21 protein-coding genes are annotated in these 21174 nt (G+C 64.7%); 8 read left to right on the top strand and 13 right to left on the bottom strand.

The features are described from left to right. Positions 1 to 19: 19 nt before the first annotated feature. Positions 20 to 496 carry a hypothetical protein gene (locus tag CIT37_RS29550; RefSeq protein WP_244611291.1) on the bottom strand — a complete coding sequence of 159 codons (477 nt, stop codon included), beginning with the start codon at positions 494 to 496 and terminating at the stop codon, positions 20 to 22. Between the two features lie 282 nt (positions 497 to 778). Here CIT37_RS29550 and CIT37_RS29545 point away from each other — a divergent pair, with 282 nt between their 5' ends. Beyond that, entirely contained in the window at positions 779 to 2131 is a 1353-nt protein-coding gene (locus tag CIT37_RS29545) for a ferredoxin reductase family protein (RefSeq protein WP_095426421.1), read from the top strand. A gap of 84 nt (positions 2132 to 2215) precedes the next feature. Continuing rightward, positions 2216 to 3403: a CaiB/BaiF CoA transferase family protein gene (locus CIT37_RS29540; RefSeq protein WP_038946927.1), complete on the top strand. Its 1188-nt coding sequence runs from the start codon at positions 2216 to 2218 to the stop codon at positions 3401 to 3403. Here CIT37_RS29540 and CIT37_RS29535 read toward each other — a convergent pair. The 5 genes from CIT37_RS29535 to CIT37_RS29515 all read right to left on the bottom strand — a co-directional run bounded on the left by CIT37_RS29535 (position 3400) and on the right by CIT37_RS29515 (position 9517). Then, positions 3400 to 4122 (bottom strand): DUF72 domain-containing protein, encoded by a 723-nt coding sequence (locus tag CIT37_RS29535; RefSeq protein ID WP_038946928.1) that lies wholly within the window; start codon positions 4120 to 4122, stop codon positions 3400 to 3402. The two genes, CIT37_RS29540 and CIT37_RS29535, sit on opposite strands and share 4 nt — an antisense overlap. Before the next feature lie 314 nt (positions 4123 to 4436). Next, entirely contained in the window at positions 4437 to 5585 is a 1149-nt protein-coding gene (locus CIT37_RS29530) for an amidohydrolase (RefSeq protein ID WP_161966500.1), read from the bottom strand. Positions 5586 to 5812: 227 nt separating this feature from the next. Beyond that, positions 5813 to 6898 (bottom strand): mandelate racemase/muconate lactonizing enzyme family protein, encoded by a 1086-nt coding sequence (locus CIT37_RS29525; RefSeq protein ID WP_028143148.1) that lies wholly within the window; start codon positions 6896 to 6898, stop codon positions 5813 to 5815. A 151-nt stretch (positions 6899 to 7049) separates the two neighbouring features. After that, positions 7050 to 8243: a M20/M25/M40 family metallo-hydrolase gene (locus CIT37_RS29520; protein ID WP_038971797.1), complete on the bottom strand. Its 1194-nt coding sequence runs from the start codon at positions 8241 to 8243 to the stop codon at positions 7050 to 7052. Between the two features lie 32 nt (positions 8244 to 8275). Then, complete coding sequence (locus tag CIT37_RS29515; RefSeq protein ID WP_028143147.1) at positions 8276 to 9517, bottom strand: MFS transporter; 1242 nt, start codon at positions 9515 to 9517, stop codon at positions 8276 to 8278. A gap of 271 nt (positions 9518 to 9788) precedes the next feature. On the opposite strand from CIT37_RS29515, the gene CIT37_RS29510 reads away from it, so the two are divergent. From CIT37_RS29510 to CIT37_RS29500, 3 genes are all read left to right on the top strand, one after another. Next, on the top strand, positions 9789 to 11207 hold the full coding sequence (locus CIT37_RS29510; protein ID WP_095426419.1) for a TAXI family TRAP transporter solute-binding subunit: 1419 nt from the start codon (positions 9789 to 9791) through the stop codon (positions 11205 to 11207). A 252-nt stretch (positions 11208 to 11459) separates the two neighbouring features. Next, positions 11460 to 11699: a DUF3606 domain-containing protein gene (locus CIT37_RS29505; protein WP_049801728.1), complete on the top strand. Its 240-nt coding sequence runs from the start codon at positions 11460 to 11462 to the stop codon at positions 11697 to 11699. 178 nt (positions 11700 to 11877) lie between these two features. After that, the gene (locus CIT37_RS29500) at positions 11878 to 12060 is read left to right on the top strand and encodes a hypothetical protein (protein ID WP_038971801.1); all 183 of its coding nucleotides are present in this window, start codon (positions 11878 to 11880) and stop codon (positions 12058 to 12060) included. A gap of 156 nt (positions 12061 to 12216) precedes the next feature. Here the strand turns inward: CIT37_RS29500 and CIT37_RS29495 are convergent, their stop codons facing one another. Together CIT37_RS29495 and CIT37_RS29490 are read right to left on the bottom strand one after the other, a co-directional pair. Beyond that, positions 12217 to 12492, bottom strand: coding sequence for an HGGxSTG domain-containing protein (locus CIT37_RS29495; RefSeq protein ID WP_095426418.1), 276 nt, complete (start codon positions 12490 to 12492; stop codon positions 12217 to 12219). Then, on the bottom strand, positions 12489 to 13136 hold the full coding sequence (locus tag CIT37_RS29490) for a hypothetical protein (RefSeq protein ID WP_167456579.1): 648 nt from the start codon (positions 13134 to 13136) through the stop codon (positions 12489 to 12491). Before CIT37_RS29490 ends, CIT37_RS29495 begins: the two co-directional genes overlap by 4 nt. Positions 13137 to 13587: 451 nt before the next feature. Between CIT37_RS29490 and CIT37_RS29485 the strand changes: the two genes are divergently transcribed. Beyond that, complete coding sequence (locus tag CIT37_RS29485) at positions 13588 to 14571, top strand: Bug family tripartite tricarboxylate transporter substrate binding protein (RefSeq protein WP_095426416.1); 984 nt, start codon at positions 13588 to 13590, stop codon at positions 14569 to 14571. Between the two features lie 21 nt (positions 14572 to 14592). Here CIT37_RS29485 and CIT37_RS29480 read toward each other — a convergent pair whose 3' ends face one another. Then, positions 14593 to 15054, bottom strand: coding sequence for an NUDIX hydrolase (locus CIT37_RS29480; RefSeq protein WP_028143141.1), 462 nt, complete (start codon positions 15052 to 15054; stop codon positions 14593 to 14595). Between the two features lie 106 nt (positions 15055 to 15160). Here CIT37_RS29480 and CIT37_RS29475 point away from each other — a divergent pair, with 106 nt between their 5' ends. Further along, positions 15161 to 16288, top strand: a complete 1128-nt coding sequence (locus tag CIT37_RS29475; RefSeq protein ID WP_095426415.1) for a DUF1236 domain-containing protein — start codon at positions 15161 to 15163, stop codon at positions 16286 to 16288. A 48-nt stretch (positions 16289 to 16336) separates the two neighbouring features. On the opposite strand, the gene CIT37_RS29470 is transcribed toward CIT37_RS29475, so the two are convergent. Further along, entirely contained in the window at positions 16337 to 17296 is a 960-nt protein-coding gene (locus CIT37_RS29470; protein WP_095426414.1) for a lytic transglycosylase domain-containing protein, read from the bottom strand. 183 nt (positions 17297 to 17479) lie between these two features. Between CIT37_RS29470 and CIT37_RS29465 the strand changes: the two genes are divergently transcribed. After that, entirely contained in the window at positions 17480 to 18514 is a 1035-nt protein-coding gene (locus CIT37_RS29465; protein WP_095426413.1) for a L,D-transpeptidase family protein, read from the top strand. A 6-nt stretch (positions 18515 to 18520) separates the two neighbouring features. Here CIT37_RS29465 and CIT37_RS29460 read toward each other — a convergent pair whose 3' ends face one another. From CIT37_RS29460 to CIT37_RS29450, 3 genes are all read right to left on the bottom strand, one after another. Next, positions 18521 to 18796: a hypothetical protein gene (locus CIT37_RS29460; RefSeq protein WP_095426412.1), complete on the bottom strand. Its 276-nt coding sequence runs from the start codon at positions 18794 to 18796 to the stop codon at positions 18521 to 18523. A 77-nt stretch (positions 18797 to 18873) separates the two neighbouring features. Then, the gene (locus CIT37_RS29455; RefSeq protein ID WP_095426411.1) at positions 18874 to 19731 is read right to left on the bottom strand and encodes a VOC family protein; all 858 of its coding nucleotides are present in this window, start codon (positions 19729 to 19731) and stop codon (positions 18874 to 18876) included. 148 nt (positions 19732 to 19879) lie between these two features. Next, positions 19880 to 21082 (bottom strand): urate hydroxylase PuuD, encoded by a 1203-nt coding sequence (locus CIT37_RS29450; RefSeq protein ID WP_161966499.1) that lies wholly within the window; start codon positions 21080 to 21082, stop codon positions 19880 to 19882. Positions 21083 to 21174 lie beyond the last annotated feature (92 nt).

Below are 21174 nucleotides of genomic sequence, written 5' to 3'. Positions count from 1 at the left end.
GCGGCAGCGGCAATCGACCTCAATGCTCCAGCGGTTGCCAGCCGGCATGGTCAAAATACTTGCCGTACTGAGCGAGCGCCCACACGATCTTATTGGCTCCTTGATCGCGGCTGGTCCCGGCTTTCATCTTGGCCGCGCCGTCGATGATCTGCTCGAGGACAAGGTGAAGTTGCTGGTCGGCCTGCTCGGGCAGCTTGCAGTTTCCTACGACGTCATCGACCTGCGCCTGGATTCGCTTCGCCAGAGCCTCGTATTGCGCAGGCGTAAACACTTTGCCGTGAATGGGTGCCAGCGATTGCCTCATGGCAAGGCTGATGTCGTCCATGCCGCGGCGCAAGACGTCATCGGTCGGCCACTTCTTGCCGTGGTTGAGCACCGGCCCGGCGGTCGTGGTTGGTCCTTCATGCGTGTGTGGTCCGGCGGCGAGAGCAGACTGCCCCAGGACGAGACAGAGCGCGAGGGCTGCGGGTATGAGCGATTTGGTTGAGATGATCACGGGATTTCCTCCGAAGAGCTTCTTTGCTCTCAGGTGGGAGATTGCGGCATTCAGGAGTTTGCGCTGGAGCAAAGTCTTGAACGGAATGAGCTGCGGCCCCGCGACGCAGGATGCGTCGCGGGGCGGTTTCAGGCGGTCGTCAGGCGACGAGCTGAAAGAGAATCCTTCACGCTCAGCCTCGACCAGGCCCTGCAGCTCATCACGATCCGGCTTGAGTCAGCTCAATGCAACGCGGCGCGATCAGGTCAAGCTGGCGCCGTAACGTTGTGAGGCAACGACGGCATGGAGAAGCTCAAACGGGTATTTTGGGGCGGCTTGGCGGTTCTCGTCCTCCTGTGGCTGATTGCGGAGCCCCAGCCATTTGGGCCGGGCCCCTTCTTCCCACTTCGCGAGAGGATGGTGCAGCTGAGCGGCGTCCTGGCGATCGTTTGCATGAGCATGGCGATGATCCTCGCGCTGCGACCACGTTGGCCGGAGGCGTGGCTGGGTGGCCTCGACAAGATGTACCGCTTGCACAAATGGCTCGGTATCGCTGCCCTCGTGACTGCCATTATCCATTGGCTCTGGGCCAATGCCCCGAAATGGGCGGTCGGTTGGGGTTTGCTGACCCGACCGCAGCGTGGAGAAAGACCCACCATCGAGAATCCCATCGAGGCCTTCCTTGCGGGCCTGCATGGACCGGCGGAGGGGCTGGGCGAGTGGGCCTTCTACGGCGCCGTCGTGCTGATTGCCTTGGCGCTCATTCAAATGTTCCCCTATCGGCTCTTCTACAAGACGCATCGGCTCCTCGCCGTCGCGTATCTGGTATTGGTGTTTCACGCCGTCACGCTGATGAAGTTCAGCTACTGGATGTCGCCGCTCGGCTGGATCGTGGGGGCGCTGCTTGCGTTCGGGACATGGGCGGCGGCTGTCGCGCTGTTGCGGCGCATTGGCGCCCGTCGCCAGGTCCACGGCAGGATCACCGCGCTCAAATATTATCCCGGCGTCAGGGCAATCGAGACCGAGATCGAGGTGCCCCATGGATGGCCGGGCCATAGGCCGGGCCAGTTCGCCTTCGCCACGTCCGATGTCTCCGAGGGCGCGCATCCCTACACGATCGCCTCGTGCTGGAATGCCGCAGAGCCCAGGATCATCTTCATCACCAAGGAACTCGGGGACCACACCAGCCGGCTGCGGGAGAAGCTCCGTGTCGGGCAGGAGGTGAAGGTGGAAGGTCCCTATGGCTGTTTCACTTTCGACGACGATTGCTCGCACCAGATCTGGATCGGCGGTGGTATCGGCATCACGCCCTTCGTTGCCCGCATGAAACAGATGGTCATGCCGAAGGATATTCCAGGTTGCTCCGTCGCGCAGGCGGTTGACCTCTTTCACACCACCACTGATGTGGATGAGGAAGCCCTCGGCAAGCTCGCAGCAGATGCGCGCTCGGCGAATGTTCGTCTCCACGTCCTCATCGACGCCCGTCACGGACGACTGACCGGCGAACGCATTCGCGAAGCCGTACCGCAATGGCGCGAGGCGAGCATCTGGTTCTGTGGTCCGGCGGGTTTCGGGGAAGCGCTCAGACGAGACCTTAGCGCGCACGGCTTCCCCGTCGAACAGCGGTTTCATCAGGAGCTGTTCGCGATGCGATGATGAAAGTCGCACGTGCATCCCGCTTCCCAACTTGCCCTCGCAGCCAGTCCCTGTAATCTGCAGACAACAACGGGGAAGGGATCGATGGGAGGAGTTCTGGAGGGTGTGCGCGTGCTCGATTTCGGGCGCTATATCGCCGGGCCCTATTGCGCGACCTTGCTGGCCGAATTCGGTGCCGAGGTCATTCGCGTGGAGAAGCGCGAGGGCAGCGAGGATCGGTTCGTGGCGCCGGTCGGCGAAGGCGGCGAGGGCGCGCTGTTCCTCCAGGTCAACCGCAACAAGAAGTGCATCACGCTCGATCCGATGAAGCCGGAGGGGCAGGAGGTGATGCGCCGGCTGGTTGCGACCGCGGACGTCGTCGTCGCCAATCTGCCGCCGCAGACCCTGCGCGCGATGAAGCTCGACTATGAGTCCTTGAAGGCGATCAAGCCCGACATCATCCTGACGACCGCAACCGCGTTCGGCGGCCCGGGACCCTGGTCCGACCGGGTCGGCTTCGACGGCGTCGGGCAGGTCATGTCGGGGTCGGTGTACATGACCGGCACTGGCGATCCGCCGTACCGCGCCGCGGTGAACTGGGTCGATTTCGGCACCGCGCTGCATTGTGCGTTCGGCACGCTCGCCGCGCTGATCGAGCGCGGCAAATCCGGGCGGGGGCAGATCGTCGAGGGCGCGCTGCTCGCAACCGCGTTGTCCTTCACCAACGCGACGCTGATCGAGCAGGCTGTGATCAACGTCAATCGCGTGCCGACGGGCAATCTCGGCCAGACCGCAGCGCCCGCCGATATCTACCGCACCCGGGACGGCTGGGTGCTGTGCCAGGTCACCGGGCATCCGCTGTTCAAGCGCTGGGCGCGGCTGATGGGCGAGGAGGAGGTGTGGCTGAACGATGCCCGCTTTGCCGACGACATCAGTCGCGGCAACAATGGCGCCATCATCAGCGAGCGGATGGCGCGCTGGTGCGCCGGGCGCACCACGCAGGAAGCCGTCGATGCGTTGGGCCAGGCCATGATTCCGACCGGGCCGGTCCTCTCACCGCAACAGGCGCTGGATCATCCGCACATCCGCGCCGCCGGCTTCCTGCAGGACGTCGACTATCCCGGCCTGCCGAAGCCCGCGCCGGTGACGCGTGCCGCCGTCCGGCTGTCGGAAACGCCGGGCGACATCACGAGCCGCCCGCCGACGCTCGGCGAGCACACCGATCGCGTCCTCGCCGAACTCGGCTATGACGCGGCTGCGATCGCGGCGCTTCGGCAAAGCGGTGTCATCTAGAGCAGCTGCTTCAACGCCTTGGCGTCCGCGGGCGCCGCGCTCTTCTGGTCGTTGTCGAAATAGACATAGACGTCGCAGCCCTGCCGCTTCCACGACTTGATGCGCTTCGCCCATTGCGCCAGCGTCGCCCTGGTATAGTGCCCGTGATAGCGCCCGCCCGGCCCGTGTCCGCGGACATAGACGAAATCCGCGGTGCGCTTCCAGGGCGCCGGCGCGTCGTGATGGTCGGACAGGCACAGCGAGATGTTCTCGTCCGCCAGCATTTTGAGGATGCGCGGCTGATACCAGCTCGGATGCCGGAATTCGAAGCTGTAACGCCGTTTCCGCGACAACAGCTTGAAGAAGGACGCGAGGCGGTCCGCATCCGCCTGGAATTGCGGCGGCAGCTGGAACAGGATCGGGCCGGCCTTGCCGCCGAGCCGAGAGATGCGGTCCTCCAGCAGCTCGAGGCTGTTGACGGAGCGCTCCGACAGGCGCTTCCAGTGCGTGATGAATTTCGACGCTTTCCAGGCGAAGACGAAGTCGCGGCCGGTCTGCTCGCGCCAGCCTTTCACCGCGTCAGGCGTCGGCGTGCGGTAGAACACACCGTTCAGCTCTGTCGTGTCGAACTGTCCGGCGTAGTAGCGCAGCTGCTGCTTCAGCGTTACGCCTTCTGGGAAGAACGGGCCGCGCCAGGAGTCGTAATGCCAGCCCGAAGTTCCGACCAGAACGCGCGCCATTGTTTCCGTGCCCTCCGTTGCCTTTGCCGGAGAGGAACGTCCAGGCAGCCGATACGTTGCTGGTGAACCCGCCAACGCAAGGACCGGAACCGATGTACGCGCTGTTCGAAGGCAACAAGCAGATCGGCGATCCCTTTCCGACCGAGAAGGAGGTGTGGGAAGCCGCCCTGATCGAGGGCCTCGTGACCGACCCGACGTTCCGGTCGCGGACGAGGAGGGCGGCCGGCTTCTCCCTGCCGGATATCACGTGGCGCCCGTCGAGGAGACGTTCGCACCGCGGTCGGATTGGAAGTTGCCCCGCGAGATCTCGTGAACTAGTTCGACGCCAGCGCCGCCTTGGCGACTTCCGCCATCCAGCTCGACGCCACCGGCAGGATCGCGTCATTGAAATCGTAGCGCGGGCCGTGCAGCTCGGCGCCGTCGCGCAATTCGCCGTTGCCGATCCAGACGAAGGCGCCCGGCCGCTGCTGGAGATAGTGGGCAAAATCCTCGCCGGCCATGCTGGGCGCGAGGTCGCGCCGCACCTCGGCCTGCACCTTCTCGGCGGCGATCCGCGCAAGGCCCGCTTCAGCGGGCGTGTTGATCACCACACCCACACCCCAGACGATCTCGGGCGTCACCTTGACGCCAAAGCTGGTCGCGATGCCGGCGCAGGTCCGTTCGATGCCGTCGAGGATGGTGTCCTTGACCGCCTCGCGGTGGTACCGCAGCGTGCCGCGGATGGTGACGCGTCCGGCGATCTGGTTCGGCGCGGTGCCGCCTTCGATGGTGCAGAGCGACAGCACGGCGGTGTCGAGCGGATCGACGCTGCGCGAGACCACTGATTGCAGGGCCACGATCAGATGACCGGCCGCCATCACCGGATCGCGCGTCAGATGCGGCATGCCGGCGTGGCCGGCATGGCCCTCGATGGTGATGGTGATGCGTCCGCCGGAGGCCATGACGACGCCGTCATGCACGGCGATGGTGCCGGCGGCAAGGCCCGGCCAATTGTGAAAGCCGAACACCCGTTCCATCGGAAAGCGGTCGAACAGCCCGGCCGCGACCATCGCGCGCGAGCCGCCAAAACCTTCCTCGGCCGGCTGGAAGATGAAATCGACCGTGCCGCTCCAGCTGCTGTCGGCGGCGAGCAGCGCAGCGGCGCCGAGCAGCGAGGCGGTGTGTCCGTCATGGCCGCAGGCATGCATCACGCCTGATGTCCTGGAGGCGTAGGCAAGCCCGGTATCTTCGGTGATCGGCAGTGCATCCATGTCAGCGCGCAAGCCGACGCGGCTGCGCGCATGCCCGCGCGTCAAGGTCGCGACGATGCCGTGGCCGCCGATGCCCGCCTCGAAGGGAATCCCGAGCTCGGTGAGCTTGTCCTGCACGAAAGCGGCGGTCTCCTTCTCCTGAAGCGACAGCTCCGGGTGCGCGTGAAGGTGCCGGCGCCACGCGGTCAGTTTCTGGTGCAGCTCGGGTGTCAAGGCAGCGGTCTCTCGCAAAATTTCGGTTGCCGCCACCATAGCGGATAATCCGCGGCATGCATCAAGCGCGTTGGAATGCCTTGCGTGCAGCCACGCGCCGTCTCTCCCTCGTCATTCCGGGGCGCGCCTTTTGGCGCGAACCCGGAATCCATCGTGCAGCAACCTCTGGGGCCGATGGATTCCGGGCTCGCGACTTCGTCGCGCCCCGGAATGACGGCCAATGGGTGTCACGCCAGCTTCGCCAGCCCCGACCAGTCGAAGCTGATGCCGTGCCCGGGCCGGTCCGGAGCCTGTGCCTTGCCCTCCTGCAGCACCAGCGGGTGCTCGATATATTTATCGAGCCCGAAGCCGTGCGCCTCCAGATAGGATCGGTTCGGGCAGGCCGCGAGCAGGTGCACGGTAATGTCGTGCGCGCCGTGGCTGGTGACGGGCAGGTTGAATGCTTCCGCCAGCCGCGCGATCTTCATGAAGGCGCTGACGCCGCCGCAATTGGTGACGTCAGGCTCGGGATAGGACACCGCGCCACTGGCGATGTAGCTCTTGAACTCCCACAGCGAGCGCAAATTCTCGCCCGCCGCGATCGGCACGCCGCCCGCTTGCAAGATGCGCGCGTGGCCGGCGACGTCGTCGGGGATGATCGGCTCCTCGAGCCACGTGAGGTCGTAGGGAACGAAGGCCCGGGCGGCGCGGATCGCCTCCTCGACCGTCCATTTCATGTTGGCGTCCACCATCAGCGGAAAGCCGTCGCCGAGGTGCTGTCGCATCGCGGAGACCTTCGCGACGTCGGATTTGAGATCGGGCCGGCCGACCTTCATCTTGATGGCGCGAAAGCCCTTGGCGAGATTGCCGTCGGTCTGCTTGAGCAGCGCCTCCACGGAGAGATCGAGGTCGATGCCGCCGGCATAGCACGGCACGCGCGCGTCGAACCCGCCGAGCAATTGGTACAGCGGCAGCTTGGCGCGCCGCGCCTTCAAATCCCACAGCGCGATGTCGAGCGCGGAGAGCGCCAGCACCACGGGCCCGCCACGGCCGCCATAATGCAGCGCCCACCAGACGTGATGCCAGATCGCCTCGGTATCGTCGGCCTCGCGTCCCTCGATCAGCGCGGGGATCTCGCGCTTGAGGATGTCGGCGACAGCGCCGCCGTTGCGGCCCACGGTGTAGGTGTAGCCGACGCCCTCGGCGCCGTCGGCATCGCGGATGCGGCAGGTGATCAGCTCGAACGCGGCGATCTCGCCATGCGTGGAGTCGGAGAGCGTGACGGGGAGGGGGATCCGGTAGAGCCCGGTCTCGATATTTGCGATGTGCGGCATGTGGCCTCCCTTTTTGTTTTTGGTTCGTAGGGTGGGTTAGCCGAGCAGATGCGCAAAGCGCATGTGCTCGGCGTAACCCACCACTTGTGCTTCCACGGAGACGAACAGTGGTGGGTTACGCCTTCGGCTAACCCACCCTACAGACGGAAACTCACCGCATCGTCGCAAGTTGCACGGCCAGCGCGCAGGCGCGGTCGTATTCGTCGAGATTGATCCACTCGTCGATCGTGTGCGCCTCGTTCTGGCCGGCGCCGAAGGTCACGGTCGGAATGCCGTGGCGGACCATCCAGTTGGCATCGAGGCCGCCATTGGCGGTGCGGACGTTCGGAGTGCCGCCGACTGCGGAGACAGCCTCGACCGCGCGCTTGATGATGGGCTGGCTGTCCTTCATGCGGAACGGATAATAGTCGGTCTCGGCCTTGAACTTGACCCTGCCGGACTTGCCCTGCGCATTCGTCACTTTCTTTGCCGCCTTTTCGAACGCGGCCTTGTAGGCCTTGGTGATCTCCTTGAAGAACTTTCCGTCATGGCTGCGGCTCTCGCCCCGGACATGCACGTAGTCGGTGACGACGTTGGTGGCATCGCCCGCGGGGCGGCCCTCGCCGCCGGTGACGGGACCGACATTGCTGGTGCCTTGCCGCTTGCCCTTCACCACTTTGCCGAACCAGCCGCCGGCCTTCACCTCGGCGAGCGCGAGCGCCATGATCATGGTCGAGGAGATGCCGCGCTCCGGCGCGACGCCGGCATGCGAGGCGCGCCCCATGATCTCGACGGTCCAGCGATCGGCGCCGACCGCGCCGATCACGACGTTGGAGGCCGAGCCGCCGTCATAGTTGAAGGCCATCACGGGCGAGCCGAGCTCGTCCAGCTTGACGTGGCGCGCGCCATAGAGCCCGCTCTCCTCGCGCACGCAGAACAACAGCGTGATCGGCGGATGGTCGAGCTTATGCTTCTCGAGCTCGGCCGCCAGCGTCACCAGCACGCCACAGCCGCAGCGATTGTCGCCGCCGAGCGCGGTCTTGGCGGAGTTGACGATTTTGCGGCCTGATTTCTTCGGCTTGGCCCCGGCACACAGCGGCACGGTATCCATGTGGGTCATGAACATGATGCGCGGCTGGTTGTGCAGCGCGCCGCGGCCGGGCAGGTCGACGATCAGGTTGCCGGTCTCGGTCGGCACGGGAATGCGGGTGTTGGCGTCGTCGAGCCGGATCGCCTTTGCTGGCACGCCGCTCTCCTTCAGCGCGGCCATGAGCTCACGCCCGATCGCCGCCTCCTGTCCGGTCACGCCCTCGACGGCGAGGAAGCGCATGAGGCGGTCGGTGGCGGCTTTGGTATCGACGGGCATGATTATTTCCTTTGGCAGACCGGCCCGCCATCCTACGAACGCGGCGAGGTGTAAGTCAAAAAGATCAGCACGCCGAATGCCAGCATGGCAGCCATGAACAGCAGCACCGCAGGCAGGCCGGCGAGTGCCGCCACCGCGCCCGTCACCGACTGCATCAGCGCCGCGCCGAGGAAGAAGGCGAGGTTCACCGCCGCCAGCGCTTTGCCCGCCACTTGCGCATCGACGAGTTGGCGGGACATGCCGAACAGCAGCGGCTGGGCGGAGGTCGCAAGGCCGATCAGCACGAACAGGACGAGGTCGTATTGCGGCGGCATCACGGGCACGCCGAACAAAACGGACACGGGGTAATGCGGCGCCCCGAGCGCCATCAGCGCCAGCAGCAGCGCCCCGGCCATATGCGTGACCGCGACCAGCGCGCGGCGACGACCGAGCCTGCGGTCGATCATGCCGATGCACAGGGGCCCTGCGATCATCGCCAGCGTGAACGCGCCGAGCTGATTGCCGGCCTCGACCCGCGACAAGCCCTTGACGTCCATCAGCCACGGTCCGCCCCACAGGCCGCGCAGCACCAGCGAAGTTGCCAGCGACACCAGCGCGAGCGCAATCAGCCCTCGCAACGGACGTGAAAGGCCGAGCCTGAGCACCTCGATCATCTGCGACAACGGCGAGGAATCGTCCTTGTGCTCGGCCGGCTGCTGCGGCACCAGCGCGAACACGGCGAGCGCGACTGCGACGCCGCCAGCCGCGGACATCCAGAACCCGGCGCGCCAGCCGTAAGCGTCGACGACGAAGGCGAGTGGGCTCGACGACAACAGCATGCCGATATTGCCGATCGAGAGGATCGCGCCCGACCACAGGCCGAAGCGCGCCGCCGACAATTGCTTGGCCGCCAGCGTCATCGGGCACATCAGCATGCCCGACGTGGCAACGCCCAGCATGAACTGCCCGACCGCAAAGCTCGCAGCCCCCGTGGCAAAGCCCGACGCCATCGCGCCGACCACGGTCCCCGCGAGCAGGCTCAGCGAGACCGGCCGCACGCCAAACCGGTCCATCGCCGCCCCGACCGGGATCTGAGCCGCGGCAAAGGCAAAGGGATAGATCGAGGTGAGACTCGCCAGCGCCTGCGGCTCGATATGGAAATCGGCCGCCATGAGGTCGAGGCTGACCGCCGGAATGGTGCGCAGCAAGGTGGAGAGCATGTGGCCGCAGGCGAGGGCGAGCAGCGCGAAGATCAGCGCGCGGGTGGCGATGCCCGCGTCGTCGTTGGTGGCCATGGGCGTCCCGTCCCGAGGGGGTTTCGGGTGGGGATACATGATGGCGGGGCGGGCGCCAATGGCGGCAGCGCGCCCCCCTCATTCCGGATTGTGGCTTCAGCCGGCAATCGGCACGGCGTTTGCCGCCTGTCTGCGGGCCGACACGACGACGCGACTGATCGTATTGCCGGCCTCAGGCGGCGGTTATGAACCAGGACGGCCGCCAGACGTTGTCCTTGGGGAAACGTGGCGTCCTGCCAGGACGCGCCTTCACCTGCGGCCAGCGGCGGCAATGTCTTCATCCGAGAGTACAAGTCAAACGGCCAGCGAGGCGGCCCGCCGAGAGCGGAGGAGGAGCAATTCCTTGCTCTTGGTTCTCGCCGTGGGATTCCTTGTCTTTGGCGCCGCGGCGGGCGCTCTCTATTATACGTTGCGGCCGGACACCCTCCGCATTGCCGTTGGACCACCAGGCAGCGACGACTACAAAGTCATTCAGGCGATGGCCGATGCGTTCGGCGACGAAAGTCGGACGATCAGGCTGCTTCCGATCGAGACCAACGGAGCGGTGGAGGCTCTCGCGCTGCTTGGGGCTGGCAAGACCGACCTCGCCGTCGGCCGGGGCGACCTGGACATGCCTGCCGAGGCGCAGACCGTCGCCGTCGTGCGCAAGAACTTCGTCGTGCTGTGGGCTCCGTCTGGATCTGCGGGCAAGGGCTCGAAGAGAAAGCTCGCGCCGAGAATCAAGGAGGTCGCCGATCTCGCAGGGCGCCGCGTCGGCGTGATCGGCCGGACCCCGGTGAACGCCGCGTTGCTACGCGTCATCCTGAGCGCCTCCGGAGTCGAAGCGGACAAGGTGGTCGTGACACACGTCGGCACGGACCAGACTGAGGAGCTGGCACGCGATCTTACCATCGATGCATTCATGGCGGTCGGGCCGCTCGACAGCAAAGTCACGTCCGATGCCGTGGCTGCAACGGCGCGCCTGCGCGGCGAGCCGAAATTTCTCGCCATCGAGACGTCGGAAGCGATCGCCCTGAAGCATCCACGGTATGAATCGGAGGAAATTCCGCCCAGCGTCTTCAATGCGGATCCGGCCTGGCCGGGCGACAAGGTTGAAACGGTCAGCGTCAGCCACCTCATCGTCGCGAGAAAGTCTCTGCCTGAAACGACAGTCGCTGCCTTTTTCCGTCAGCTCTTTGCCGTTCGCCAGGCGATTGCAAGGCAGGTCCCGGGCGCTGCGCACATCACCAAGCCTGATGTCGACAAGGACACGGAGCTGCCGGTGCATCGGGGAGCGGCGGCTGTCATCGATGGAAACGAACGTACTTTCCTCGACCGATACGGCGATTACTTCTGGTTCGGGCTCCTGCTTCTCTCCGGGATCGGCTCGGCCGCTGCCTGGTTGCGTCGCTATTTGAATCGCGACGAAAGAGAGGAGACCACCGACCACCGCAAGAGAATCCTGGCCATGGTGTCCAGCGCGCGAACCGCGGGATCGAGCCAGGAGCTTCTGGTTCTGCAGCGCGAGGCCGACGCCATCATAGCTGAAACGCTCGAATGCTACGACGACGGCGCTATCGAGGAAGAGGAGCTCGCAGCATTCGGTCTGGTGCTCGGCCTGTTGAGCAACGCCATCGCGGAGAGACGAGCCGCGCTGCAGCCCGCCAACTTCGAAACCGTTCGAGGCGCGGCGAGCGCGCCGCGAGGTTGAGACGACCGGCGCTGCGACGCAATTAGTCTACAATGCCAAGGCGGGACCGAGGTCGTAGCCGGGAAGATCAACTTACGCTTGTGAGACCCGCTGTCGACGCGGTCGAAGTTCTCTGCGCCGACACGCATCCCTTGTCTATCGCGCCTCCTATCGTCGTCGTCTCGTCTATTCCGTCATTCAGTACGCGTGGTCTGATGAAGATTCGGAACAAAAGAGACGTCACCGCTCTTACCTTGGTCAGGAGACCTGCTCATGCTGTGCTCAAGGCCGCCACGGGTCATTCGCACGACGCTTGATCTTGCGAACGCAAAGCAGGTCAAGTCCGTTCGAAAGCGCCTCAAGATCTCCGATGCCGATCTGGTCAGGATCGTCGAAAAGATCGGCAACTCCCTGACGGCCATAGAGAAGGAAGTTCAGCTCGAAAAGCTCGAGCTCGTGGAGCAGAGCAGCGCCAAGGATGGACTCAAGGGTGGACTCACGTCCCCCGGATAGATTCGGTTACCCCATCGAAAAGGAGAACTCCGATGAACGGCCTGATTTACCTCATAGGATTAGTCGTCGTGATCGCAGCCATTCTGTCGTTCTTTGGTCTGCGTTGACCGCTCTTCCTGTGCGTTCGCGATGCGCCACCTCTTCCGGGTGAATCCGTTCGCAACTTCGCGTGCATCAAATGGATGATTTGCACCAGGTGAATACCATCATCGCCACGACCATTTGCGCGTTCTTCAAGGGACACCCCGACACGCAGATCGGGACCGAAGAGGCCAAGCTGCTGGCGAAGCAGATTGCCCAGGCGCTGGATGAGGCAGGGCTGCAGATTTCCGCTGTCGATCCGGCGAACGCGCCGCGCTAGCTTTTCGGCTGGCACCCGATGATGTGGCCCGGCGCTGCAGCACTTCGCGCGGGCGAATGCGTCCTGGAATTGTCGTGGGCAAGGGGCGCGGCGGTGTCGCTCATGTCCTTCTGAACGATCTGTCGCCTCGACGCTTCCGATCTACCTGCTTTCCTTTTAGTCCGGATCCAGCTCCCCCAGCAGCTTCCCCGCCTCGTCCAACAGCTCTCGGATCGTCCTTCGTTCCGCGATCCGCTCCTGCGTGAAGGCGCCATGCTTCTGGGCATTGCGGTTTCCCCATGGCGCGCCCGATCCGGGCGCGCCGCCGTGCATGCGGCAGCGGAGCTTGCCGCGCACCGCCGGCGCGCGGCAGGCGAGGCCGCCGCGCGTGCTGGCGCCGCAGCGCGCGCTCGCCGACATCGCGCGCGTGTTGCGGATGCGATCGGCACTCATGCGGTGATGCCTTGCATGGCCTCGGCCCGTTCGCGCTCGCCGGCGTTGCCGGACGGCACCGGTCCCGCCTCTATCGCGGTGCCCGGCTCGGGAGCGATGAGATGCGCATGCTGCGCGACATTCCCCACGATCGCGCTGCCGCCGTCCTGTACCGACAGGTTCTGCACCGTGATCGGACGCTCGCCGTTGCCGCGGTGGCGGTTGAGGGCCTCCATTTGGGCTGCGAAGGTGCGGGCCAGCCGGGTCAATGTGCACGAAATGCCCTCCTGCTGCGGGATGCCTTCGGCGAAGGCGAGACGGCAGGCAAAGCGCATGGTCGCGACGTGGACGGACACCATCTGCGCCGTCAGCATGGTCTCGAGAGAATTCCGCGGCGCGATGCCTTTCATCATCGAGATCATGAAGGCGAGATTGTCCTCATCGGGCTTCTGCAGGATCACGCTGGCTTTCGTCAATTGCTTGAGGATGCCATGCAGAGCGTCTTGATCGACGGCACCGAGCGCCTCGCCCATCAAGTGCTCGCCGGTCTCCGCGTCCGGATGCTGAATTGCGATCCGTTGTCCGGTGAGCTTGACCCGGGGGGTGGGCCTGCTGCCGTACCTGACGATTGGCGTCGTGCTGTTGCGTGTCATGGCTGTTGTCATGTCGATGTCTCCTTCGAGCCCACGGCATGCGCGAGCCGGCCCCTCTGGTGCGAGCCGACCCTCTCGGTTGCCGTGCGGCGATTGCGTTTTGAAATGTCGATGCTGGGCTTGTGCGCGATCGAAGCGAGGCCCACATGATCGTGGAGGCCGGGTGCTGACGCGGATCGCGATGATGGCATTATGCCCCTGTTTTGCCCGACGAGTCAAAATCGTTTCGTAACATCCGAAGCTCGCGGCCTGGCGTAAGTCCTTGTTCCGACAGGGGCCGTCTACTGTGCATGGGGTTGTTTTCGCATTTTTTGCTTGGAGGCGGCGCGCACGTGCCGTGCGGCGGAATGCGGGCGCCCGAACACGATTGCGAAATCCGGCGTGACCGCTATTCATGATCTTCACATGCGTCGCACCAACAAGCCTGCACAAGCGGCGCTGCTGATGTCTGGGGAGAGAACCAATGCAACGAACCGCCCGCCTGCTGGCCGTCATCGCCGGATTGTGCGCCGCTGCGCTGTCGACGCAGGCCTCGGCGCAGAAATATCCGGTGCGGCCGGTCAAAATCATGGTCGGCTTCAGCGCCGGTGGGCCGGTCGACGTCGTCGCGCGCATCATCGGCGATCGCCTGGGCAACAAGCTCGGGCAGCCCTTCGTGGTCGAGAACCGCGCCGGCGCCAACGGCATGATTGCAGCCGAAGGTGTCGCGCATGCGGAAGGCGACGGCTACACCATGCTCGCTTGCAACTCCTCCACCATCACGCTCAACAAGAGGCTATTCAAGGATATCCGCTACGATCCGGAAAAGGACTTCGCGCCGCTCACCACCGTCGTCTCGGCGCCGCTCGTGCTCGTGGTCAATCCGGAGAATCCCAAGACGGCGAACGTCAAGACCGTCGCCGATCTCGTCGCCGCGGCAAAGTCCGCACCCGGTGCGCTGGCTTACGGCTCGGGCGGCAACGGCAATCTTGCGCATCTCGCCATGGAGCTGCTCAGCCAGAGGGCCGGCATCAAGCTGATCCACGTGCCCTATCGCGGCGGTTCGGCCGCCGAGGTCGGCATCCTCGCCCAGGAGGTGCTGGCCGTGTTCGATCCGCTCTCCGCCGTGCCGCTGGTCAAGGCCGGAAAGTTGCGCGCGCTCGCGGTGTCGTCGGCCGAGCGGCTGCCGGCGCTGCCCGATGTGCCGACCGTCGCGGAAGCCGGCTTCCCCGGCTTCGACATCTCGTTCTGGGTCGGCTTCTTCATGCCGAAGTCGACGCCGGCGCCGATCCTGGAGACGCTGCACCGGGAGATCGCCGCGGCCGCGAAGGATCCGGCGGTCGCGGACAAGCTCGGTTCGCAGGGCGTGGTCAGCGTGCTGACCCCGGCCGAGTACGCCGCGAAGATCGCGAAGGAGACCAAGGAGCTCGCCGAGGTCGTCGCTGCCGCGGACATCAAGGCGGAGTAGGGAGCGCACCTGTTTCCATCGCTATTCACCGCCGGCCAGCTGCGCCAGCCGATCGAGCAGCGGGCGTTGTCCTGCGTTGATCTTCTCCCGCGCCTCTTCGAGCGTGAACCATTCGGCACGGTCGACCTCCGGGAAGACTTGCCGTTTGCTGCTGCGGGGCGGCCATTCCATCTCGAACGTGTTGCTGTGGATGCTGTGCACGTCGATATCGAGCTCGGCGGCGAACGCGGTGACGAGCTTGCCGCCGCGCTGCTTGACCTCGCCAAGCGCGATCAGCGGCACGGACAGCTCGAATCCCAGCTCCTCGGCAAATTCCCGTCGCGCGGCGGTCTCCGCATCTTCTTCGTCCGCATACTCGCCCTTGGGGATCGACCAGGCGCCGAGATCCTTGTTGCGCCAGAACGGCCCGCCGGGATGAACGAGAAGGATCTCGATCGCCCGGCGTTTGCGATAGGCGATGATCCCGGCACTCTTCGATGGCATCGCAGGTTCCGTGCAGAAGCGGTCCGCTTTGTCTCGGGAAAAAGTGGAACCGGCCGTTTTAGCGCAGGTTAGTAGCCAACGTTCGTTTGATAAAAGGGAGTGAACCATGATCCGCCTGTTGGCAACCACCGCATTAGGGCTGGTGCTGGCGAACGCCGCCTTCGCGCAATCGCCGAGCACGACCACGAAGTCTGAGCAGATGCCGCAATCCCAATCAAGTTCCACGGCGCCAGCGACGACCTCGCCATCCGGCGCGGCCGGCACGCCGCAGACCACATCGCAGCCGCAGCAATCACCGTCGACAGGAACCTCGGCACAGACGACGCAGAGCACCGCGCCGTCCTCCGGGGCTGCCAATTCCGGATCGGGCACGTCCAATGCTGCGAACAGCACGGACACCTCGCGGCCGCAGAGCGGCACGGCAAGCTCGAACACGACCGGCAACCAGCCCGCGACCCAGCAGGGCGCCAACCCGCCGCCGGCAAACACGAACCAGGCGCAGGATCGGTCCAATCCGCCGCCGGCCAATAGCAATCAGGCGCAGCAGGCGCCCGCTGCATCCGGGACCAACCAGGCTCAGCAGGCACCGACGGCGCCAACCGGCAATCAGGCGCAGGGCGAGCGGTCTGGGACCAACTCTCAGGCGGCTGCGCAGACCAACGTCAATCTGAACCGCCAGCAGGAGACGAAGATCAGCGCCTCGATCTCGCATCTGAACGTCCGGCCGCTGACCAGCGTCAATTTCTCGCTGAATGTCGGCACGGTGGTGCCGCGCGATGTGCACCTCTCGACCCTTCCGCCTGATGTCGTCGAGATCGTGCCGCAGTATCGCGGCTACAGCTTCGCGCTGGTGAAGGATGAGATCGTCGTGGTGGATCCTGCGACCTACAAGATCGTGACGGTGCTGCCGTATTCGGGGAAATCCACGGCAACGACGACGTCGACCGCCCGCGAGCGCAGCGCCAGCAAGTTCTCTGACCGCGATCGCGATGCGATCCGCAAGCATGCGAAAGCTCGTCCCGAGGGCCGGAGCGAACGGCAGACCACCGGAAGCACCGCACGCACCGAGATCCATGTCGGCGATCGCGTCCCTGATAGCGTCGAGGTCGAGGAATTTCCGAGCACGGTCTACCGTGATGCGCCCGACCTGCGGGAGTACCGCTACATCCATCGCGATACCCGGACTTATGTCATCGAGCCTCGCGAACGACGCGTGATCGAGGAGATCGATTAGTTCATCGCCGTCGGAAGCCGCCCACCGGGCGGCTTCTCGATTTGTGCGTCAGATCGCCGAACGTTCGCGTGCCGCGATACGGATGGCGCGAGCCTTGGTGCCCTTCGCCGCGCGGGCTGCAATCATGCTCCTCGCCTTGCCACGGGCCGAGGCGCTTTTGTGGAGCAGGGATACGAACCGCTTGCGCGCGCGGTTTGTCGACAGGCGCGCCGCAAGCTGTTCGGCCTTGCGAATGATGGTCGCGACCGAGGGTGTCAGGTTCACCGGGACCCAGGCGACATCCTTGGCCTTGGAGAGGCTGCCGATGCCTTCGCACGGCGCCTCGCGCGGCAGGTCGATCCTGATCGCGAGCGCCTCCGACCGCTCGGTCCAGTCCTCAGCCTTGGTGCCGGTGATGATGCGGACATAGTCGCGCGTCTCACGGGGCAGCTCGCTCTCCTTGGCGAGCCACTTCTGAACGCGGCCGGGACCGGCATTATACGCAGCCGCGGCGAGTCCGAGATTGCCGAAATCGTCGCGAAGCTTGCGCAGGAATTTTGCCGATGCGGGCAGCGCCTTCATGGGATCGAAGGGATCGTCGAGCCCGACTTCGGCGGCCGTCCCAGGCATGAACTGCGCCACGCCCTGGGCGCCGGCCTGGCTCACCTCGTTGGACTTGAAGCGGCTCTCCTGCCAGAGCAGGCGGGCAAAGAATGGCACGGGAATGCCGCTGGCCTCGGCGGCCTCGCGAAGCGCGCGGCAAAATCGCTCGGTCGGGGAAACCGGCGCCTGTAGGGCTGGCTCGTCCGCGCGGGGCGGCTCGATCACCTGCTCATAGGCGGCACGCGCGTTGGCGAGCTCGATGGCCTGCACACTTGCGAGGAAGAGTTCGACCACCGGAACAAGTGGGGAGGCCCGATTGTTTTGAATAACGGCGCGGTCGAAAGTTGATGTTTGCCGGGACGCCGACGGATCGAGGTCGCACATCAGAATCAAGAACGCGGCGCAAGCCGCGATGACAAATCGCATTTGCGGAGACAACCTCGAACTGGGGATGAACGGCCAGCGGTGCGCCGGCGATAAGAAGTTATTAACCGTCCGATTGCGGCAAAGCTGCGGTCTCGTCGGTTCCTTCGGTGTTACTACGGTGTTCCCAAACAGAAACGTCCCGCGGTTTCGCGGACCTCTATTTTTCGAATTGGACGAGCGATCATGATGCGATGGATGCTTGGCGCGGTGATGTCGCTGTGGCTCATCTGCCCGGTGCTCGCGGGCAATCTCGATGCAAAAGCGGTGAATGATGCCGCGCGGCCCGCAAAACAGCCGGCCACCGACAAGCTCAACGCATCGGTGCTGAAGCTTCAGGTCCTGCTCGATCGTGCGCAATTCTCGCCCGGCGAGATCGACGGCAAGCTCGGCGAGAACGCGCAAAAGGCGCTGAAGGCATTTGCCGAGCAGAACGGTATCGCATCCGAGAAGGGAATTGCGCCCGAACTCTGGGACAAGCTGACGGCAGCGAGCGAGGGAGCCATTGTCGTCGACTACAAGATCGACGAGGCCGACGTAAAAGGACCTTTCCTGAAGGAGCTGCCGGCCAGGCTCGAGCAGATGAGGTCGCTGAAGGCGCTGAGCTACACCAGCGCGCTCGAGGGGCTCGCCGAGAAATTCCACATGAGCGCGGATCTGCTCAAGGCGCTCAATCCGGGAAAATCCTTTGACAAGGCCGGCGAGACGATCGTCGTTGCGAATGTTTCCGCGCGAAGAGAGCTGCCTCGCATTGCACGGCTCGAGGTCGACAAGAAACAGGGGACGCTCAAAGCGTTCGACGGGAGTGGTGCTCTGCTCGCGTTCTACCCGGCTTCAATCGGTAGCCCGGATCGTCCGACGCCGAGTGGCACACTCAAGGTCACAAGCACCAACGAGAAGCCGACCTACCACTACAATCCCGAGTACAAGTTCAAGAGCGTTAAATCCAGGGAGCCATTCGACATCAAGCCGGGCCCGAACAATCCGGTGGGATCGTACTGGATCGGGCTGTCGGCGCAGGGCTATGGCATCCACGGGACGGCGGAGCCCGACAGGGTCAGCAAGTCGGCGTCCCACGGCTGCGTCAGGCTGACCAATTGGGACGCCCGCACGCTCGGCGACAACACCAAGCGTGGTACGCCCGTCGTCTTCCTCGATGCGCCGACGGAATCTTCCTCGATGCAGAAGGACAAGACGGCCGCCAGGCGCGCCGCGAATTAGTTCTTGCTAGTCCTTGGGGAAATCCTTGCGCATCGCCATCTCGGCGGCATCGCCCGGCGACAGCACGGTCTGATCGAAGGCCGCTTGCGGCTTCGTCATGATGTCGTAGAGCGAGATGCCCTTGATCGGCTTGCCCATGAGCTCGCGGACGCAGTCGGCGAGCGTGCCGTTGTAGACGAGATAGGGCGGACCTCGGTCCTTCTGCCTCTCGCCCTTCAGCGACGGCCACTTCTTCAATTCGGCCGGCGCGTCATAGGCGATCGACGATCCCTCTTTGAACATGCGTCGGGTCCCGGTGGCTTGGATTGCAGGGAATCCTAGAGCCGCCGGGTAAACACGCGTTAAAGAATTAGTTCAAATCAGGCGGCAATGAAGGCGAGCAGGGTGCCGTTGGCTTTGGCCGGCGGCACACAGAGCGCAGCCCCGCTGCGCACGGCGGCGGACCCCAGCGCCTTCTCGGTCGCGGACAGATCGCCGCTGACGAGCACCAGCGCAGCGCCGCCGCGGTCGGAAAGGCCCGCGAGCGGCACGCCGGGATAGCGTTTGGCGAGCTGGTCCAGCGTCAGATAGACGAAGTCGGCCCGATCGCCGCCGGAGGGCACCGTGACCGCGCCGTCGGCCTCGGCCGTCGGTTCGCGGTCGATCAGCCTGCCGAGATGCGCGGCGTCCTTTGCCGGCTCCGGCGTTGCGATCAGCGTCTGCCTGATCCGCTTCGCCGCATTGGCGTGCTTCATCAACTCGGGAATCCAAACCGTGTCACGCGTCTTGTGCTGGCAGGCGAAGATGCGTACCCCGCCGGGCGCTTCCGCTGTCGGCCACATGAAAGTGCGGAATTTGGCCGCCGAGACCGTGCCGTTGGGCAAGGTTACCGGACGCTCGAAATCGGTCGGGCCGATCGGCGTCAAGCCTCGTGCGCGGATCTCCTCCGCGCCTTCAGCGGAATCGACCGCGGTGAAGGCGATACGCTCGATGCCTTCGCCGCGCTTGTCGAGGAAGGCGCGCGCCGGCGCGTTGTGCTCGGTCGCCGCGAGCACGCCGAGCAGCTCCATATAGTCAGGGTCGAACATGATAGTGTAATTGCCGGTGCCCATATGCGCGCTGTGGGTGCCGCGCGGCGAGACGGTGAAGCCGAGCTGCCGATAATTCTCGGCAGCCTCGTCGAGGTCCTGAACCATGACCACCGCGTGGTCGATACCGATTATGTTCTTGAGGGCCACTGTTCTTTCCCCGCGCATGCAAATGACTTTGGGCCGCGTCGGCAGCCGCCGGTCCTGTCTACGCCGGATAGGCGGTCAAGTCATTTTCAATTCGGCAGGAGATGCGGAATTTCATTCCGCGAAATGATCTGTCGCCGCGCGGGCAGCATCAGCGAGCCTGCTCGAGATAGGCGGCCAGGATCGCGCGCTCCTCGCCGGACATTTCGGTGATGTTGCCCGGTGGCATCGCGCTGGACCAGGCCGCGACCCGGCCGATCAGGCGGATGTTGCGATGGATGTGCTCGGGCGCATCGAGCAGGATGCCCTTCGGCGCGGTCACGATGCCGGCCCAGACCGGCTCGGCGGCATGGCACATGCTGCAACGGGACATCACGATCTCCTCGACCGCGGCAAGGGTCGGCTGTGTCGGCAGTGCGCCCGACTTGACCTCGCGCGGTCCTGCGGCGGAGAGGAAGAGGATCGCAATCACGCTGATTGCTGCGACGCCCCACACCCACCATGGCGATTTCCGCCCCGCGTGGCGCTCGTTGAAGAAGTGGCGGATCACGGGGCCCAGCGCCAGGATGATCGCGACGATGATCCAGTTGAAGCGCGTGGCGTAGAGCAGGGGATAGTGGTTGCTGATCATCAGCACGACCACGGGCAGCGTCAGGTAGTTATTGTGGACCGAGCGCTCCTTGCTGGCTTTGCCGAGCCTTGGATCCGGCACCTGTCCCGCGATCAGGCTGGCCACGATCTTCTTCTGGTTCGGGATGATCAGCGCGAAGACGTTGGCGACCATGATGGTACCGATGATGGCGCCGATCTGGTTGAAGGCGCCACGGCCGCTCAGCACATGGGTGAAGGCATAGGTCAGTGCGACCAGGAACAGATAGCCGCCGATGGCGAAGGGCAGCTCGCGCTGGGCAAGGCCGGTACGGCAGGCGGCTTCATAGAGCAGCCACGCCAGTGCCAGGCTCGCAAGGCTGAACAGGCCGGCCTGGAACGGCGTGAGGTAGAGGATCGATTTGTCGATCAGGAACAGATCGGCCTCGAGATAATAAACCACCACCATCAGCGCGAAGCCGGACAGCCAGGTGGTGTAGGCCTCCCATTTGAACCAGGTGAGCTCGTCCGGCATCTGGGAGGGTGCGACCAGATATTTCATGATCCGGTAGAAGCCGCCGCCATGGACCTGCCAGGCTTCGCCCTGGACGCCGTCGGGCAGGTCACTCGTTCGGTTGCCCTTGGGCCTGAGGCTGAGGTCGAGGGCGATGAAATAGAAGGAACTGCCGATCCAGGCGATCGCCGCCACCACGTGGAGCCAGCGCAGCAGCAGGCTCGCCCATTCCGATATGATGGATCCCCACATGATCATCCCGTCAATTGCGACAGCGATGCCGCAGCTTTGATGACCGCAACCCCCGCCCTTACAATGTGTCGCACCTATCCGCGGTGTTTTCC

Source organism: Bradyrhizobium ottawaense (genome assembly GCF_002278135.3).
Lineage (GTDB): Bacteria > Pseudomonadota > Alphaproteobacteria > Rhizobiales > Xanthobacteraceae > Bradyrhizobium > Bradyrhizobium ottawaense.
The sequence above is the reverse complement of the archived record's forward strand: the minus strand, read 5'-3'. Positions and strand labels throughout refer to the sequence as shown.

Coding starts and splice junctions, on each gene's coding strand:
- CIT37_RS29515 (WP_028143147.1), bottom strand. CDS start 9,517: ATGGCCACCAACGACGACGCGGGCATCGCCACCCGCGCGCTGATCTTC.
- CIT37_RS29500 (WP_038971801.1), top strand. CDS start 11,878: ATGGATGATTTGCACCAGGTGAATACCATCATCGCCACGACCATTTGC.
- CIT37_RS29520 (WP_038971797.1), bottom strand. CDS start 8,243: ATGCCCGTCGATACCAAAGCCGCCACCGACCGCCTCATGCGCTTCCTC.
- CIT37_RS29545 (WP_095426421.1), top strand. CDS start 779: ATGGAGAAGCTCAAACGGGTATTTTGGGGCGGCTTGGCGGTTCTCGTC.
- CIT37_RS29480 (WP_028143141.1), bottom strand. CDS start 15,054: ATGCCATCGAAGAGTGCCGGGATCATCGCCTATCGCAAACGCCGGGCG.
- CIT37_RS29465 (WP_095426413.1), top strand. CDS start 17,480: ATGATGCGATGGATGCTTGGCGCGGTGATGTCGCTGTGGCTCATCTGC.
- CIT37_RS29470 (WP_095426414.1), bottom strand. CDS start 17,296: ATGCGATTTGTCATCGCGGCTTGCGCCGCGTTCTTGATTCTGATGTGC.
- CIT37_RS29535 (WP_038946928.1), bottom strand. CDS start 4,122: ATGGCGCGCGTTCTGGTCGGAACTTCGGGCTGGCATTACGACTCCTGG.
- CIT37_RS29490 (WP_167456579.1), bottom strand. CDS start 13,136: ATGACAACAGCCATGACACGCAACAGCACGACGCCAATCGTCAGGTAC.
- CIT37_RS29505 (WP_049801728.1), top strand. CDS start 11,460: ATGCTGTGCTCAAGGCCGCCACGGGTCATTCGCACGACGCTTGATCTT.
- CIT37_RS29525 (WP_028143148.1), bottom strand. CDS start 6,898: ATGCCGCACATCGCAAATATCGAGACCGGGCTCTACCGGATCCCCCTC.
- CIT37_RS29540 (WP_038946927.1), top strand. CDS start 2,216: ATGGGAGGAGTTCTGGAGGGTGTGCGCGTGCTCGATTTCGGGCGCTAT.
- CIT37_RS29475 (WP_095426415.1), top strand. CDS start 15,161: ATGATCCGCCTGTTGGCAACCACCGCATTAGGGCTGGTGCTGGCGAAC.
- CIT37_RS29485 (WP_095426416.1), top strand. CDS start 13,588: ATGCAACGAACCGCCCGCCTGCTGGCCGTCATCGCCGGATTGTGCGCC.
- CIT37_RS29510 (WP_095426419.1), top strand. CDS start 9,789: ATGTCTTCATCCGAGAGTACAAGTCAAACGGCCAGCGAGGCGGCCCGC.
- CIT37_RS29460 (WP_095426412.1), bottom strand. CDS start 18,796: ATGTTCAAAGAGGGATCGTCGATCGCCTATGACGCGCCGGCCGAATTG.
- CIT37_RS29495 (WP_095426418.1), bottom strand. CDS start 12,492: ATGAGTGCCGATCGCATCCGCAACACGCGCGCGATGTCGGCGAGCGCG.
- CIT37_RS29450 (WP_161966499.1), bottom strand. CDS start 21,082: ATGTGGGGATCCATCATATCGGAATGGGCGAGCCTGCTGCTGCGCTGG.